Source organism: uncultured Umboniibacter sp. (assembly GCF_947497555.1).
Lineage (GTDB): Bacteria > Pseudomonadota > Gammaproteobacteria > Pseudomonadales > DSM-25080 > Umboniibacter.
Genome location: NZ_CANMGY010000001.1, coordinates 376,744 through 391,859, shown reverse-complemented (window position 1 = coordinate 391,859; position 15,116 = coordinate 376,744). Strand labels below are relative to the sequence as shown.

At 49.6% G+C, this 15,116-nt stretch carries 12 protein-coding genes; 7 read left to right on the top strand and 5 right to left on the bottom strand.

All coding sequences use genetic code 11. The features are described from left to right. Positions 1 to 2: 2 nt before the first annotated feature. Positions 3 to 1,025 carry a LacI family DNA-binding transcriptional regulator gene (locus Q0698_RS01705; protein WP_298633100.1) on the bottom strand — a complete coding sequence of 341 codons (1,023 nt, stop codon included), beginning with the start codon at positions 1,023 to 1,025 and terminating at the stop codon, positions 3 to 5. Positions 1,026 to 1,413: 388 nt separating this feature from the next. On the opposite strand from Q0698_RS01705, the gene Q0698_RS01700 reads away from it, so the two are divergent. The 7 genes from Q0698_RS01700 (at position 1,414) to Q0698_RS01670 (ending at position 9,908) form a co-directional block, all read left to right on the top strand. Beyond that, a complete protein-coding gene (locus Q0698_RS01700) occupies positions 1,414 to 4,062 on the top strand; it encodes a TonB-dependent receptor (protein ID WP_298633098.1) in 2,649 nt (882 codons plus the stop codon). 71 nt (positions 4,063 to 4,133) lie between these two features. Then, complete coding sequence (locus Q0698_RS01695) at positions 4,134 to 4,838, top strand: SapC family protein (protein WP_298633096.1); 705 nt, start codon at positions 4,134 to 4,136, stop codon at positions 4,836 to 4,838. A 3-nt stretch (positions 4,839 to 4,841) separates the two neighbouring features. After that, entirely contained in the window at positions 4,842 to 5,849 is a 1,008-nt protein-coding gene (locus Q0698_RS01690) for a cupin-like domain-containing protein (protein WP_298633094.1), read from the top strand. 108 nt (positions 5,850 to 5,957) lie between these two features. Beyond that, complete coding sequence (nagB-II, locus tag Q0698_RS01685) at positions 5,958 to 6,956, top strand: glucosamine-6-phosphate deaminase NagB-II (RefSeq protein ID WP_298633093.1); 999 nt, start codon at positions 5,958 to 5,960, stop codon at positions 6,954 to 6,956. After that, positions 6,953 to 8,083 (top strand): N-acetylglucosamine-6-phosphate deacetylase, encoded by a 1,131-nt coding sequence (nagA, locus tag Q0698_RS01680; protein ID WP_298633091.1) that lies wholly within the window; start codon positions 6,953 to 6,955, stop codon positions 8,081 to 8,083. The genes nagB-II and nagA overlap by 4 nt, the downstream gene beginning before the upstream one ends. Before the next feature lie 62 nt (positions 8,084 to 8,145). Further along, positions 8,146 to 9,486 carry a sugar MFS transporter gene (locus Q0698_RS01675; protein ID WP_298633089.1) on the top strand — a complete coding sequence of 447 codons (1,341 nt, stop codon included), beginning with the start codon at positions 8,146 to 8,148 and terminating at the stop codon, positions 9,484 to 9,486. Between the two features lie 152 nt (positions 9,487 to 9,638). Further along, positions 9,639 to 9,908: a hypothetical protein gene (locus Q0698_RS01670; protein WP_298633087.1), complete on the top strand. Its 270-nt coding sequence runs from the start codon at positions 9,639 to 9,641 to the stop codon at positions 9,906 to 9,908. Positions 9,909 to 9,918: 10 nt separating this feature from the next. On the opposite strand, the gene Q0698_RS01665 is transcribed toward Q0698_RS01670, so the two are convergent. From Q0698_RS01665 to Q0698_RS01650, 4 genes are all read right to left on the bottom strand, one after another. Then, positions 9,919 to 10,560, bottom strand: coding sequence for a glutathione S-transferase family protein (locus Q0698_RS01665; protein ID WP_298633086.1), 642 nt, complete (start codon positions 10,558 to 10,560; stop codon positions 9,919 to 9,921). A gap of 13 nt (positions 10,561 to 10,573) precedes the next feature. After that, positions 10,574 to 11,293 carry a CPBP family intramembrane glutamic endopeptidase gene (locus Q0698_RS01660; protein ID WP_298633084.1) on the bottom strand — a complete coding sequence of 240 codons (720 nt, stop codon included), beginning with the start codon at positions 11,291 to 11,293 and terminating at the stop codon, positions 10,574 to 10,576. Positions 11,294 to 11,509: 216 nt separating this feature from the next. Then, the gene (locus Q0698_RS01655) at positions 11,510 to 14,158 is read right to left on the bottom strand and encodes a family 20 glycosylhydrolase (RefSeq protein WP_298633082.1); all 2,649 of its coding nucleotides are present in this window, start codon (positions 14,156 to 14,158) and stop codon (positions 11,510 to 11,512) included. A 66-nt stretch (positions 14,159 to 14,224) separates the two neighbouring features. After that, positions 14,225 to 15,100: an aldose 1-epimerase family protein gene (locus tag Q0698_RS01650; protein ID WP_298633080.1), complete on the bottom strand. Its 876-nt coding sequence runs from the start codon at positions 15,098 to 15,100 to the stop codon at positions 14,225 to 14,227. Between the last annotated feature and the right edge of the window lie 16 nt (positions 15,101 to 15,116).

Below are 15,116 nucleotides of genomic sequence, written 5' to 3'. Positions count from 1 at the left end.
AGCTAAGCTAAGCTAAGCTCAGCGACTTCGCTAGTTGAATCTCGCTTAACCAGTTTAGGCTGAAACGATAGTGTTGGGGTGTCGCTTAGGTCGCTGTTGCAAATAAGCTTAACTAAGCGCTCTCCGGCCGATCGCGCGATATCGTGGTTGGGCTGATGTGCAGTGGTAAGGCGTGGCCAGGTTTGGCGAGAAAATGGGCTATCCTCAAATCCTGTGATAGAAAGTTGCTCAGGTATTTGAAGTCCATAGAGCCTTGCAGCAAATAACGCTCCCGCGGCGATTTCATCATTGAGCGCAAATACAGCGGAGGGAACTCGACCCTCTTCAATTAACGCGCGCATATTCGCGACACCCGATTCAAAGGAATACTCTCCGTTTAACACCTTTACATGGTGCTGACACTCTAATGCTGATTTGAAGCCACTAACACGTTGCTGGGTCGATGCGTGCTCTTCATCACCACTCAGGATAGCAATATCAGTATGTCCTAGACTGACGATATAGTCCCCAATTTCCTTTGCAGCTTTAAAATCGTCTACGTAGACTGAGTTTGGTTCGTTGGTGATAGGTGCTTGTCCCGAAATAACGCGCACAAAGGGGATCTTTCGTGTCGTGAGCATTTCGATAGTAGCGGGGTCTTCGGAAAACGGAGGTGTTAGTACCAACCCTGCGATACGAGACCGTTTTACCAGTTTATCCACTACATCTGCTAGCGCTTCATCAGTTTCCTTTACTGGGTGGATTAACAGTTCAAACCCCGCGTTATGACAGCTCTTTAGTAAGCCTTCCTGGAACTCAATGACGTAATAGGCGTTAGGGTTGTTATAGATATAACCCACGGAATAGGTGTGATTGCCTGCGAGGTTTCGCGCCGCATTATTGGGTTGGTATCCGAGCTCTTCGACTATCGCCATGACCTTTTCTTTGGTGGCGTCCTTCACTGAACTCTCGTTGTTCAGCACCCGCGAAACGGTCTTGAAGGAGACGCCGGCTCTGGCTGCAATGTCGCGTATCGTAATATTCAAAATCAGACCCAACTTATTGTTGTTGTGAATAGCTAATGATGCTGGGGGTATTCCCACATCAAAAAATTCAGTTATATCAGTTGCTTAGCCGGCTTATTGGGGCTGCCCCTGAATGATAAGAGGGCAAGCTGTGCAAAGCTACCTAAGCCGCTAAGTAGAATTGCTGCCACTATATGTATGACTACCGATTGAAAACTATTGATGACAACGTTGTCAAATTTTTCTTGTTTTATTTTTTTTCTTTGAATAAGATAACAATGACACCGTTGTCATCAAGGCTTTAAAGTTCAAGTGACGGCGTGGCAAAAGTCTCATTCTGTTACACAGTCTAAGACTCGCGTCCGTTAGAGACGCATATAATGATAATGATCCTTTTGGGGGAAACTCAATGAGTAAGCGTACGTTAATGGCTCGGTCTATCCAAGCCGCACTTCTTGTAACCACTGGCGCGATGGCTGCTGGTTCGGTAGCTCAGGAAGAAGCAGTAGTAGAAGAAGTAGTAGTAACTGGTATTCGCGCCTCTATGCAGGACGCGATGAACACCAAGCGTAACTCTGACACGGTAATTGAAGCAATTACCGCTGAAGATGTTGGCAAGTTCCCAGATAAGAACGTGGCGGAGTCTCTTTCTCGCCTACCTGGTGTTTCTGTTTCACGTGACTTCGGTGAAGGTGAGAAAATCACCATTCGTGGTGCTGGCCCAGATTTCAACCGTACTCTTCTAAACGGTCAGACTGTTGCAACAGCTGATTGGTTTATTCTAGACAATCCAGCGCGTAGCTTTAACTACACGCTTCTCCCATCATCATTGGTATCAGGTCTAGAAGTACACAAAGCTTCTTTGGCTTCAGTGGATGAAGGTTCACTAGGTGGTACTGTAATCGTCAATACTCGTCGTCCACTAGATCTAGATGCAGCAACCGTTAACTTCGGTGCAAGCGCTAGCTACGGCGAAAACTCAGAGGAAGTTGATCCTTCAGTAAACGGACTTTTCTCTTGGAAGAATGATTCTGAAACCTTCGGTGCATTGATCTCAGCTACTCGTCAAGAGAATACTGTAAATCGTGCGGGTTTCGAAGTGTTGGGTTGGGCTGACACCAATGAGAACGGCATCATGACGCCGACCGTTATGGGCTCTCCTCTATTCGTTCAAGAACGCGAGTTAACGACTTTGTTTGCATCGGTGCAGTTCGCTCCTACCGAAAACATGGTGTTCACGCTTGACGTTTTAGATTCTCAGCTTGATTCAGACAATATGAACGCTAACTGGTTGGCGTGGACTGGTCGTGACGAAGACGAGCTAGAGCAGACTGGTACTATTAAGAGTAACTCTACCGTTGCTGGTTCTATCATGGGCGGCGGTGATGCAGTGGTTAACTACATTAACCGTGTATCTTCTACTGAAACTTCATCTATTACATTGAACTTCGAGTATGACACTGATGCATACAGCGTTGACGCAGCAGTAGGTTCAACTGAAGCAAGCGGCGGTACTTACCGTGAGACTTCTTGGGAGTATGGCTACGTCGGTGGCGATTACAGCTATGACTTAGGCAGCCCAAGCATGAGCATGACTCCTTCACCAACGGATGCTGCTGATTTCGGCGCAGGTTGGATCTGGGGTGGTGAGAAGCCAACGACAGACGAAGAGCAATACGCTCAGGTTGATTTCGAAGTTCCGCTAGACATGGGTATGGTAACAGGCGTTAAGTTTGGCGCGAAAATGCGTCAGGCAGAACGTACTCAAGACCGTAAAGTCTACTCGTGGCACGGTCCGGAAACCTATGATGCCGCTGCAAATGGCGATATCGGTTGGAACGTATACTTACAGTACATCTTCAACGAATGTCCTGATCTTTCGTCTTGTGGCCTAGATGCGCTAGGTAACATCAACACTGGCGCTCCAGTTGGCGGCAATATCACTGATCAGCTAGCTCAAAACCGCGATGTGATGGAAGAGATCGCATTCGGTGGCCTTAACGGTGTAGCAGCAGATTACGCAATCTCACGTGAGCTCGCTAACCAGTGGTCTGTTGAAGAAGATACGACTGCACTATACGTCCAGGCTGATTTCGAAACTGATAATTTCCGCGGTAATGTTGGTGTTCGCTACGTAACGACGGATCAGACTTCTGGCGCTTGGAGCTTCAGCGGTGATTCTTGGGGTTTCCTAACACTTGATCGTGATTGGTTGACACCGTCGCAGCTTGACTGGGTTGAGACTGATAATAGCTACAGCGAGTTCTTGCCGAGCTTGAACATTGCTTATGATCTCAACGAAGATATGATTATTCGTGGTGCTGCGTCACGTGTAATGGCTCGTCAGAACTGGTCTAACCTATCTTCTTTCGAATCATACGGTGCACTTAATTCGCCAAACCCAACGGGCCAGGCGGGTAACCCTAACTTGAAGCCATTCTTCGCTAACAAGTTAGATGTCTCCTACGAGTGGTACTACGCTGATGCATCAATGTTTGCAGCAACGTTCTTCTACAACGACCAGGATTCTTACCAGGTAGGTTCAACTTACGTTAAGCCAATTTATGACCAGCAAACTGGTCAAGATGTTGACGTTACTTTCACTCGTCCTGAGAACGGTCCCGGTGGCACAGCTACAGGTTTAGAATTCAGCCTACAGCACGACTTTGGCGGATTCGGTGTACAGGGTAACTACGCTTACACTTCAACTTCTGCTGACGACGCGTCAATGGAAGATAAAGTTCCTGGCGTATCTGAGCACACTGCAAACTTGATGGGTTACTACGAAAACGACGACTTTGGCGCTCGTTTGATGTATAACTACCGTAGTGACTTCTACAACGGCTTGCATTGGAACGGTAACGACCTAAGCACTGACGCTTATGGCCAGATCGATGCCTCTGCAACCTGGTATGTTACTGATTACTTCCAGCTAGATGTTGAGGCGCTTAACCTTGGCAACGAGCAGATTGTTCAGTACAGTGAGTACGAAGATCGCCTAATGTCAGTCTATGAAAACGGACGACGTTTCGTAATCAGCGGTCGTTTTAGCTTCTAAGCGAATCGCGTAAAATGAAACGCCGGGCCTTAGCCCGGCGTTTTTGTTTGTATATAATAATGGATGTAGCAATGACCAAAGAATTTCAGCCCCTAGATAAGGGCGTTCACAGCGAACTAAAAATTAAACCAGGCTTGAGCTTCGCTCACCTCGAAGGCCAGAATGTTGTTCCTCTTGTAGCGCAAGAGTTCGGCTTTGCCAGCGCAAACTTCCCAGTGATGTTTGTGAAGGATCCAAATAACGGCGAATTCCGCTCGGTAGGTATTCTGGGTGTGGAAGAGGGTGAGAACCTTGTCTTTACGCCAGAAAAAGTCAACGCTACCTATATCCCTATGGATATTCAGCGCTACCCATTTGCGGTTGCTCGTGATGACGAAAACCAGCGTTTAGTACTTTGCGTTGACGTCAAGAGTGATCTACTCGCTGACGAGGGTGAGGCAATCATCTCTGAAGACGGTACCCTTGGTGCACGTGCTGAGCGTTCGCAGGAAATCATGAAGCAATACGTAGAGCAAGAAGCAGTCACGCGTGAACTACTTCGTGTACTTGATGAGTACGAACTGATTGCTCCGGCACAGGTTCGCGTTACTATTGAAGGCGAGTCACGTTTGCTTAATGGTTTGTTCCGCGTCGATGACAAGAAAGTACAGGAACTTAGTGATGACAAGGTTCTTGAATTGCACCGTCGTAACTATTTCCCTGCTATTTTCGCACACCTTCAGTCATTAGCTCAGCTTCAAGTGCTAATTGATCTTAAGGCTGCGCAGCAGAAGTAAGACATGAAAGAAGTAACGAATGACGACTCAGCTGCGGCATTAGCCCTAGCAATCGAGGAGCAGGAGCCCCTCGTCATTCGGGGCTTCGCCAATGAATTTTCCTTGGTGAAGGCCGCTAAGTCAGGCACTGACGAACTCCTAGAATTACTCCAAAAAAAGGCTTCTGTAGCCCGTGTTAATACACTGGAAGCGCCCTCGCGCTACCAGGGACGAGTAGGTTATCGAGCGGGAAGCTTTCGACTTAACTTTGACCGCCGCGAAATCGCCTTTGACAAATTTCTCGCCCGCTTGGCCCAGTCTCAAACAATTGAGAACCCTCCGCTTTATTCAATTCAATCGGCCTATGTGTCGGATTATCTTGGTGATCTGAGTGAGGATGTTGAATTGGCTGTGTGGCCGACCGTCGAACCTCGCATTTGGATTGGCAATCGCACTACCGTCGCACCACACGTCGATGACAGTGATAATATCGCTGTGGTGGCGGCGGGTCATCGTAGGTTTACGCTTTTCCCTCCCGCGCAGCTCCATAATCTTTATGTCGGGCCAGTGGATCATACGCCAAGTGGAGCATCCATCTCTTTGGTTGATATTAATTCGCCAAACTACGATGAGTTTCCGCGCTATCGCGAGGCCGAATCGACTAAGCTTGTGGCTGAATTGGCGCCGGGTGATGCGATCTTTATCCCAATGCTTTGGTGGCATCAGGTAGAGGCGTTAGCTGATATTAATGTACTGTTGAACTACTGGAACGGTGGCTCTATTGGCGGTGATGATGTGGTTAATCCTATTCAAGCAATGCTGTTAACGCGACTCGCGATGCGTGGGCGAACCGCAAAACAACGCCAAGCCTGGCAGTCGTTCTTTGATTATTATGCCTTCTCTGAAGATGATGTAGCCCTTGCCCACCTTCCCGAAGAAGTGCACGGGGTCTTGTCGAAGCATGATACTACAGCGGCAACTTCAGTGGCTGCGAACATTGCTCAGCGCGTGGTCACTAAAAATACCAAATGACAACGTTGTCATTTGCCTTCATTTACGGTTTAATACGTATATTGAAATAGCGTAAGCGTGTAATGTGAGCTAGCCTCTCATTGCCCAAAATGACCGATGGAGCAAATGATGACCAATACACTTATGGAACGCGAAGCCCGCGAAACCCCGCAACGTATCGCCGAGCAGTTTAAAGCGAACCAGTCTACAGTGGCTGAGTTAGGTCAGCGTCTCCGAAATACGCCTCCAGCAGGAGTTATGATTGTAGGACGTGGCTCTTCCGATCACGCTGGCGTTTACGGTAAGTATCTTATTGAGATTGAAGTAGGTGTGCCGGTTTATGCTGCTGCACCCTCAGTGGCAAGTGTCTATGGCCGCAAGTTAAAGCTCGAAAACTTTCTCGTTATTGTGATCTCTCAGTCGGGACGCTCTCCTGATATCCTAGCGCAGGCGGAAATGGCGAAGAAAGCCGGTGCGCATGTAGTGGCATTAGTAAACGATGAAACTTCACCGATTAAAGACATCGTTGATACCTTTATTCCTCTCCACGCTGGCGCAGAAACGTCGGTTGCGGCAACCAAGAGTTATTTATGTACGCTTGCGGCCCTAGCTCACATCACCGCCGAATGGGCTGACAGCAATGAACTTCGCGAAGGTCTAACTCACTTGCCAGCTGCGCTTGACGCGACGCTAGCGGAGAAGCCTCAGCTGAATGTTGAGCAGTTCAAAGGTGAACGCAATCTTGTAGTGCTAGGTCGTGGTCTTGGTTTTGCCGTTTCAAAAGAAGTTGCCTTGAAGTTGAAGGAAGTGTGTTCCATCCACGCTGAGTCATTTAGTTCAGCCGAATTCCTCCATGGTCCTGTGACGCTAGTAGAGCAGAAGCTCACTATTCTCGAGTTGTCCGTTAAGGATGAGTCAGAAGAAGCTCATGGCGAGCAAGTCGCGGAGGTTGCTTCACGCGGGGCGAACGTTCTGCACCTTCAGCAGTGTGCTGCGGATATTCACCCACGTTTTGCGCCACTAAGCCTGTTGCAGCGTTTCTATGTGGACATTGCGCACGTTGCGGTAGGCCTTGGCTTTTCGCCAGATGAGCCGAAGGGTTTGAAGAAGGTTACACAAACACTATGAGCCAACAATTCCACTTCAAAGCACTCTTTAACGGCAACGAGTGGCTACACAACGCCACCGTTGAAGTTGTAGATGGTGTTATTTCAGCCATCAACGACGGCGGTGACGGCACTGAGTATTTGAGTGGAAAAGTGGTGCCTGGGTTTATTGATACGCAGGTCAATGGTGGCGGAGGGGCGCTATTCAATTTCGCACCAACGCGTGAAGGCCTACAGACTATGATGGCGGCGCATGCTCAGTTCGGTACGGTCGCCATGCTGCCTACCTTGATTACCGATGATGTTGGCGTTATTGCAGCAGCCGCTGACGCAATCGCTTCAGCTGTAGCCGATCAAGAGCCTGGAATTTTAGGTGTTCACTTCGAGGGTCCGCATCTATCAGTGCCGAAGAAGGGTACGCACGAAGAAAGTAAGATACGACCTATTAGCGAAGCCGAGTGGTCCGTTTACGAGCGAGCTGATCTTGGCATCAAGATGGTTACCCTCGCGCCAGAGTGTGTCGAGCTCGACGACATCAGGCGCCTAGTGTCTGCCGGCGTTATTGTTTGCCTTGGGCATACCAACGCGAGCTTCGAGCAAACCAACGCCGCGCTAGCAGCCGGCGCTACAGGCTTCACTCATCTCTTCAACGCGATGAGCGCCTTTACCTCGCGCGCAGAGGGCGTAGTTGGGGCAGCACTTTTAGCCGATCATGCTTGGTGTGGCATTATCGTTGATCGCCATCATGTTAGTGCAGGAGCCTTAAAAGTTGCGTTGCGTAGCAAGCCGAAGGGGAAGTTGGTTTTGGTGACTGACGCCATGTCACTGATTGGTACCAACGACAGTGAGTTCGAATTTTTTGGCAGAAAAGTCATTCGTCAGGGTGATAGGCTGAATTCGACTACCGGTGAACTTGCCGGCTCACACTTAGACATGCTTAGCGCCGTCAACAATACCATGGAAGATTTAGGCGTAAGCTTTGAAGAAGCGGTGGCCATGGCTGCCGAGTATCCTGCCGAATTTATAAATGCATCGTCACTTGGCCAGCTTAAAGTGGGTTCAGCGGCATCGTGGGTGCAGTTAAATGAAGATAATACCAAGGTTTTAACAACGGTCATCGACGGCCAAATTATTTACCAACAACAATAACAACAAAAAGCGGGACGTAATCGGGTGCGCCCACTCCTACTTTACTAATCAGGGAGAGTCGTATGACTTCAGAAATTAACCATTCATCGAAGGCTGCTCAGGCGAGTAACTTCGGTCCAATTGCCATTATCGGTGCGCTGTTCTTTATTTTCGGTTTCATTACCTGGGCGAACGGTGCACTCGTGCCGTATCTGCAGATGGTGTGCCAGCTATCCGAAACCGAAGCGCTTCTCGTGGCCTCGGCTTTCTATTTTGCGTACACCGCTATGGCATTGCCATCGGCGATGATTCTGGAAAAATTCGGCTACAAAGATGGCATGGCGATCGGCCTATTCACGCTAGTCATTGGTTTCTTGATGTACATCCCCGCGGCACAGGCGCAGGATTTTGTCCTCTTCCTGTTGGCTCAGTTCGTAATAGGTACTGGCTTAACGTTACTACAAACCGGTGCGAATCCATACGTTGTTAAGGTTGGCCCAGCGGAAAGCGCAGCGGTTCGTATCATGTTCATGGGGCTTCTGAACAAAGGGGCAGGCTTTATTGCTCCGTTGGCGTTCACCGCGATTGTACTGAGTGGTTTTGATGGCATCTCAGCCCAGTCATTGTCGGCAATGCCTGAAGCGCAGAAGGCGGAAACGATTACTGCCTTGGCAGATGGCTTAATCAACCCTTACATCGGCTTAGCCATCACGTTCCTAGTCTTGGCAGCGCTCCTTAAGATGTCGCCACTTCCTGAGTTATCTCCAGAAGACGACGAAGTGGATGCAGTAGGCGATGCCTCAGGCTCTGAAAACAAAACGTCTATCATGCAATTCCCAAGCCTAATCTTGGGTGCTATCACGATTTTCGTCTATGTGGGTGCAGAAGTTATTGCCGGTGATACCATTGGCTTGTTTGCGTCGAACCTTGGTGTGGCTAACGCAACGTCGTTGACCTCTTACACAATGGCGTTCATGTTAATTGGTTACGCGCTAGGTATTGCGCTAATTCCAAGAGTCATTAATCAGGAAATGGCGCTAAAGGCTTCCGCCATCTCAGGAATCATCTTTTCCTTTGCGGTTATCTTAAGCAACCCAGAAAGCACCGCTGTTTCTAGCCTGCTTTGGGGCTGGATGGGTGTGCCACTGCTTCCGGACACAATTAGTTTTATTGCCTTGCTCGGTTTCGCTAACGCCCTAGTTTGGCCTGCGGTATGGCCACTAGCGCTTGAAGGTCTTGGTAAGTTCACTGCCAAAGGTTCAGCGCTGTTAATTATGGGTATCTCAGGTGGTGCGTTACTACCGCTTATTTATGGTCTGCTAGCAGAGTCCATCGATGGTCAAACTGCCTATGCAGTAATGCTTCCGCTATATGCTTACATTGCCTACTACGCGTTCAAAGGCCATAAGAAGCGTGAGTGGTAAATGGTTTTGAATGTTCGCTAGGAGGTTAGCGGACATTCAGCGAAGAATACTGAAACACCCGGCTGACGATAAGAGATTAGCGTTAGCCAATTCATTCCCCCGAATGAAGTACCAAACTTGTTATCGAGAGCGACTGCTCTCACCCTTACCCTATGCGAGTTTCGACTCGCGCTTTTTACTGGCCCTTCAGTACGCCGTTGGTATTTGCTAGCGGCGCCTTTTTTCTCAACTATCATCCTATCGGCTATCGGCTATCGGCTATCGGCTATCGGCTATCGGCTATCGGCTATCGGCTATCGGCTATCGGCTATCGGCTATCGACTATCGGCTATCCGCTGAGCAGGGCCCCCGGTCACGGTTGGGTTTGCGCTGACGCGACTAGCGTGGCAATGGTATGGGTGGTGATACGTGACTGGGTTTGAGCCATTAGCTTCAAACCTCATCCTCTGGCACAACTTCGGTCTCGGTCAATGCATCAACCAACCAGGCTTGGTAAGAGGGGTGGTTAAGCATACTTGCCACATACTCACCCGCAGTGCCAGCTAGGGTAAAGCCATAGCTATTTAATCGTGAAGCGATGGGCATAAAGAAGCAATCGGCAATGCCAAACTCGCCAAATAGGCGTAGCTGACCGTCACCATTGGGCTTGGCAAACTGGTTAAAAATCGACTCGATACGGGCCATGTCGGCTTTGGCGCTATCGCTGATGATTAGCGGTTTGCTTAGGCGGCAGTTCATGGGCATCTCGGCCCTAAGTGCGTTAAAGCCCGAGTGCATCTCGGCCACAATGGCGCGAGCCTGTGCCCGTTGCGCTAGATCAGTAGGCCAGCCCTTACCGTTCAAATGGGCCTCGTTGACATACTCGCAGATGGCCAGTGAGTCGTGCACGCTTAGCTCCCCGTCAATCAACACCGGCACACGGCAGGTTTCACTGTATTTGCCTAGGCGGTCTTTAATCTGATGCTGGGTAAGTGACTCGGATACCTCGGTAAACCTGATGCCGTTGGCGTGAAGTAGCAGCCATGGGCGCAGTGACCAAGACGAATAATTTTTGTTACCGATGACTAGCCGCATGCTGAGTTACTCGCTAGTTGTTTGGTTTGGTTTGGTTTTCGTACAGCTTTATCGCAATTAAACTAATTGAAAACGCCAGGCCGATAAAGATGTAATGGTCGGGCGAGTGCCAATAGCTCTTAAGAATTTGATTGGTAAACACTGCGCCAAAGGCAAAGTGCAGCGTTGCGGCCATCAGTATCGAACGCGTTGATTGCACCACGCCAAATAGCCCCCAAGATGCCGCAAGGCAGATACCCAAGAATACAAGGTTAGCCTGCACCGAGGTAGTTTGTATAAAGCTTAGGTGCCACAGATACCAAAGCAGGCCAGGCCCTAAAATTTGTAGCCACCGTGCTTTGTTTTGTAGCTCGGCAAACAGATAGCCACGCCAGCCAGCTTCTTCGAAGACGGCGTACACTAAGCTAACAGAGGCAAACAATACCAATGGTGTTAGGGTAAGCGCGTTGCGGTTCATAACAATATACAGCGCTACGGTGGCGACGGCAGCGACAATGGCATGCACCGGCGCATTACCTAAAAAGCTAACCCTAAGTGGCTGCTGGCGCCGTAGCATCGCCATGGCGATTAGCGCAAAAATCGCCACGCTTACGCCTTCGAGCAGTATTCTAATCAGTTTTTCGATCAGCATCGACTGGGTAACGGCCACATCGATTATTTCAAAGCGCACAAGATTTGAGAGCAGTATTGCGGGGATAAAGAATAGAAGTAGTCGTGTGATAGGAGTGTTCATATTTCACCGCCATTGCTATTGTTTTCTTAATAGATTATCAAGTTTTGATACAAGCTCGCCACTAAAAAGTTAGTGACGATTGCAATGGAGGGTATTAGTAAATTCAAGCCGCAAAAACTAATGCGGAGAAGTTAAGGGGTTTAAAAGCCGGCAGCTTCAATATCAGTGAGAAGTCTGATATCGAAGCTGCGCTAAGCTAGAAGTCAAATTGACCGATTATTGCGCGGCACTGATAACGACTGCACGGGAATAACGATCTCCTGCTACCGATCGCGCGAGCACACTCTCAGCAGCAATAACAATCGTTTCAGAGGCGTCATATACGATCCAGCTAACGCCGTTGTCCACTGAGTATTCCAAGCTGTATTGAGGAATCTCGGTGTTCATCTTTAGCTCACCATCAACGATCACGCCTCCGGGAAGAGGAAGGCGATAGTTTGCGCCGCTTACATGTAGTCGAGGCAGGATGCGTTCAGCAAGTGTTGCTAAGAACTGCTTGTAGTCAGTTTGAATAGCCAGCTGATCAACTAATCCATCGTTCAAGCTAAACGTTGTTCCAGGGGTGTAATCTAACTCCCAATCAGCTCGATGCCATGCGCGCTCTCCGGCGGCATAAAGGCGAGGATACATCATATACTCCGCTTGCACATCGGTACGGACTAGCTCACTCCAAAGTTGAACACTCATCCCGGCGAAGTGTTGCGCGCTGCGATCAGAGTCAGCAGTGAAACCGTGGCCGTGGCTATTAACAGAATTTGAGGCATTCTGAGGGAGGTTTTCCGGGGCAAAACCAAATACTTTCTGTAGCGTATTCGCACGAGTTGCCCAATAGTAGCCGGCTTCGTGCTGATCGATTGCCTGGGGGAAATCAAAGTAGAGGTAATCGGGTACCGAGATAACTAGGTCATAACCCTTGGCAGCCCAATCGTAGGCAGTACTACTTCCGCCCGGAGCCAGCATTTCCCAGAAGTTGACATACACCTGTTCACTGGCAAAGTCCTGTGGGCCGTCAGCGTACTTCAGACCGTCTTCCCAAGCTTGAAAAACCGGGAAGCCAGCAGCTACTGACATTTCGCTCACCTTCTCAGCCCAATAGGTAGGCAACTCGGCGGCGGAATTAATGACGCCATCGTCGATGAGCATTTGACAGGCCGGTGATTTTTCGAAGGGGTAGTCTTCATTAGCTAAATCAATAGCGCCCCGGAAGTCCACCAATTCCTCACCGGCGCTATCTTGGAAACCTCCACCGCGCTTAATATTCTTGGCTTCGTCTCCAGCAAAGTGCCAGTGATCAAGGCGAACACCGGCGTCGCGATACATTGAGGCAACTTCGAAAAGTAGTTTCTCGGTGAAACGTGTCGAAGACGCCACACAAGGGTTTATAAAGCTCAAACGGTCATAGTACTGGACCGTGGTAACGTTAGAGGTGTCTTCAGGGTCAATTAGTCGGAATTCATTTGCGCCGGCCACATCACCTTCGGCGACGAGTCGATTATATCGAGCTTCCATGGCAACCACGGCGGCACGCGCGTGCGCTGGCATATCGATTTCAGGGATCACGTCTACTTGACGTGCTTGCGCGTAGCGAAGTATATCGATGAAATCCTGGCGGCTGTAGTAACCAGAACCGAAGTTGTCAGTGGTAGCCCCACTGCCTAACTGCGGTAATAAGCACTCCTGCTCAGTGAGGTCAAAGCAACGCTCTGCACCCACTTCGGTGAGCTCGGGTAGTCCGGGGATTTCTAATCGCCAACCTTCATCATCCGTTAAATGCAGCGACAATTTGTTAAGTTTAGCGAAGCTCATTTCGTCAATTAAGCGAAGAATGAACTCCTTGGAGTGGAAGTTACGCGCAACGTCAATCATTACGCCGCGGTAGTCAAAGCGGGGATAATCGAGCACGTCACCGAGTGGAAGCTGTTGGTCAGAAACTAGGCCGAAGAGCGTGTTGAGGCCATAGAATACCCCGCGTTCATCGAAGCCGCTAACACCAACGCCATCGGGAGTGATGGAGAGACGGTAGGCCCCCGATACGGCAGCTTCACCGGAGAAATCGCTCTGACGAATTACGGCAATAACTGGGAATTCACCGTTTAACTCAATAGCTTGACGATCGGCTGAGACAACTAGCGCGTCAAAGCTGCCGGCACTCATTTCTACCTGAGCAAATTGGAAACCTGAACCAACATCCACACGAACTTCGCTAAGGTTAGCGGCGACGGGGGATGGGAAGATAGCGGCGGCAACAGGCATATTGCCGCGTGCCTTGTTCTGCTCGTAACGGAGCGCCGAGGTTTCAATAAGGGAAGCTTCATCGCTATTTCGCTGCAGCTCAGATTCAGGGATATCTAGAACGATGGCGTTGAGGTCTTCGGTATCCATGGCCACTATCTGGCGTGGCTCTGAGTTGCCTACCACCACAAATGCACCCGGCAGAAAGTCGCTTTTGCCAACTTCGAAAAACTCTCCTACGATAGGAATGCGCAGCGTTTCGCCAGCATCAATGCCGGCAAACGAGGGAGTGGGACGCATTTCGTAGAAGTCGCCGGTGTGGTGGATAATCTCCACCTGATCTGACTGAATGTCTAAGAGACGTCGAACGCTATGGAAGTAAATAGTCCAATCAGAAGAAATGACACCGTTGTCATTTGCGGTCAATAAAATATCAAATTGGTTACAGGTAGCCCATTCCGCACCAAGTTCAAGGCAGACGCGACTGTCGCCGTTAGGGGCTTGGTTGGAGATGAGCTCATACTGCATTTGTAGGCTATTAGCCATTTGATCAGCTTGGGTTTGTTCGCTGACGTCAGGCTGGCAACCACTGCCAACTAACACCATCGTGGTGGCAATCAAACGCTTAAACATGGTAGTACTCTCTTTTTTTTATTAACTCTCGCAACGCTAGCAAAATTTACCGGGACTCGCCAGCTGTTATTCACTGCCTAATACTTCAACGGTGTAGCTATCGGTGCTGGTGGCGCCTGCCGCTAGGGGCCGAATGCCCGCCTTCTTAGCAAAGTCGATGCTACTTATGCTGCTATCGGCATAACTCTGCCAGGGTTCAATACACACGTAGGGAGCGTTGGGTTTTGCCCAGATGCCGAGGTGAGGAGTGTGCTCCCAACGCATTCGCCAATGTTCGTTGCCGTCAAGATCTCTCAGGGTGACTGTACGAATGGGTGAATTAATGAACACCAGCGCGTCGTCATCAAATAGTGTAGGCGTTAACTGAATGGCAGCATTCTCATTGCGCTCCAATGGCATGGCATCAGGCTCTACCAGCCCGGCATTGGTCACACGAGAAATCGTTAATGGCTCAACGGTATCGACGGCCAGCTCGTAGGCACTTACTTCCTCGGTTGGTAGCATCAATGCTGGGTGTGAACCGATGCTAAATAGGAGCTCACGGCTACCGGTATTGATCACCGTGTAGGTCACCTTAAGATCGCTATTCGAAAGCGAGAATTCAACCTCGAGCGAAAACTCGAAGGGGTAGTAGGTTAGTGTCTCTGCATCGTGCGTGGTGCGAAATGTACAGGCAGATGGCGAGTGCGCAACCAGTTCAAAGTTACGAGTGCGGCAAAAACCGTGCTTTGGGATTTCGCAGGCTTTACCATCAATGAATACATGGCCTTCACGTAGCACTCCGGTAATCGGAAACAGGATGGGAGCGCTGCCATCCCAAATGGCGGGGTCCGCCTGCCAGATGTATTCACGGTTACCACTCTTAGTAGTCATAGAGGCGAGTTCAGCCCCGACATGGCGAATACCCACTCGCAGGGTATCGCTCTCAATATACGTTAGCATCACAGCTCCTTTTTAG

Coding starts and splice junctions, on each gene's coding strand:
- Q0698_RS01700 (WP_298633098.1), top strand. CDS start 1,414: ATGAGTAAGCGTACGTTAATGGCTCGGTCTATCCAAGCCGCACTTCTT.
- Q0698_RS01695 (WP_298633096.1), top strand. CDS start 4,134: ATGACCAAAGAATTTCAGCCCCTAGATAAGGGCGTTCACAGCGAACTA.
- Q0698_RS01690 (WP_298633094.1), top strand. CDS start 4,842: ATGAAAGAAGTAACGAATGACGACTCAGCTGCGGCATTAGCCCTAGCA.
- nagB-II (WP_298633093.1), top strand. CDS start 5,958: ATGACCAATACACTTATGGAACGCGAAGCCCGCGAAACCCCGCAACGT.
- nagA (WP_298633091.1), top strand. CDS start 6,953: ATGAGCCAACAATTCCACTTCAAAGCACTCTTTAACGGCAACGAGTGG.
- Q0698_RS01675 (WP_298633089.1), top strand. CDS start 8,146: ATGACTTCAGAAATTAACCATTCATCGAAGGCTGCTCAGGCGAGTAAC.
- Q0698_RS01670 (WP_298633087.1), top strand. CDS start 9,639: ATGCGAGTTTCGACTCGCGCTTTTTACTGGCCCTTCAGTACGCCGTTG.
- Q0698_RS01665 (WP_298633086.1), bottom strand. CDS start 10,560: ATGCGGCTAGTCATCGGTAACAAAAATTATTCGTCTTGGTCACTGCGC.
- Q0698_RS01660 (WP_298633084.1), bottom strand. CDS start 11,293: ATGAACACTCCTATCACACGACTACTTCTATTCTTTATCCCCGCAATA.
- Q0698_RS01655 (WP_298633082.1), bottom strand. CDS start 14,158: ATGTTTAAGCGTTTGATTGCCACCACGATGGTGTTAGTTGGCAGTGGT.
- Q0698_RS01650 (WP_298633080.1), bottom strand. CDS start 15,100: ATGCTAACGTATATTGAGAGCGATACCCTGCGAGTGGGTATTCGCCAT.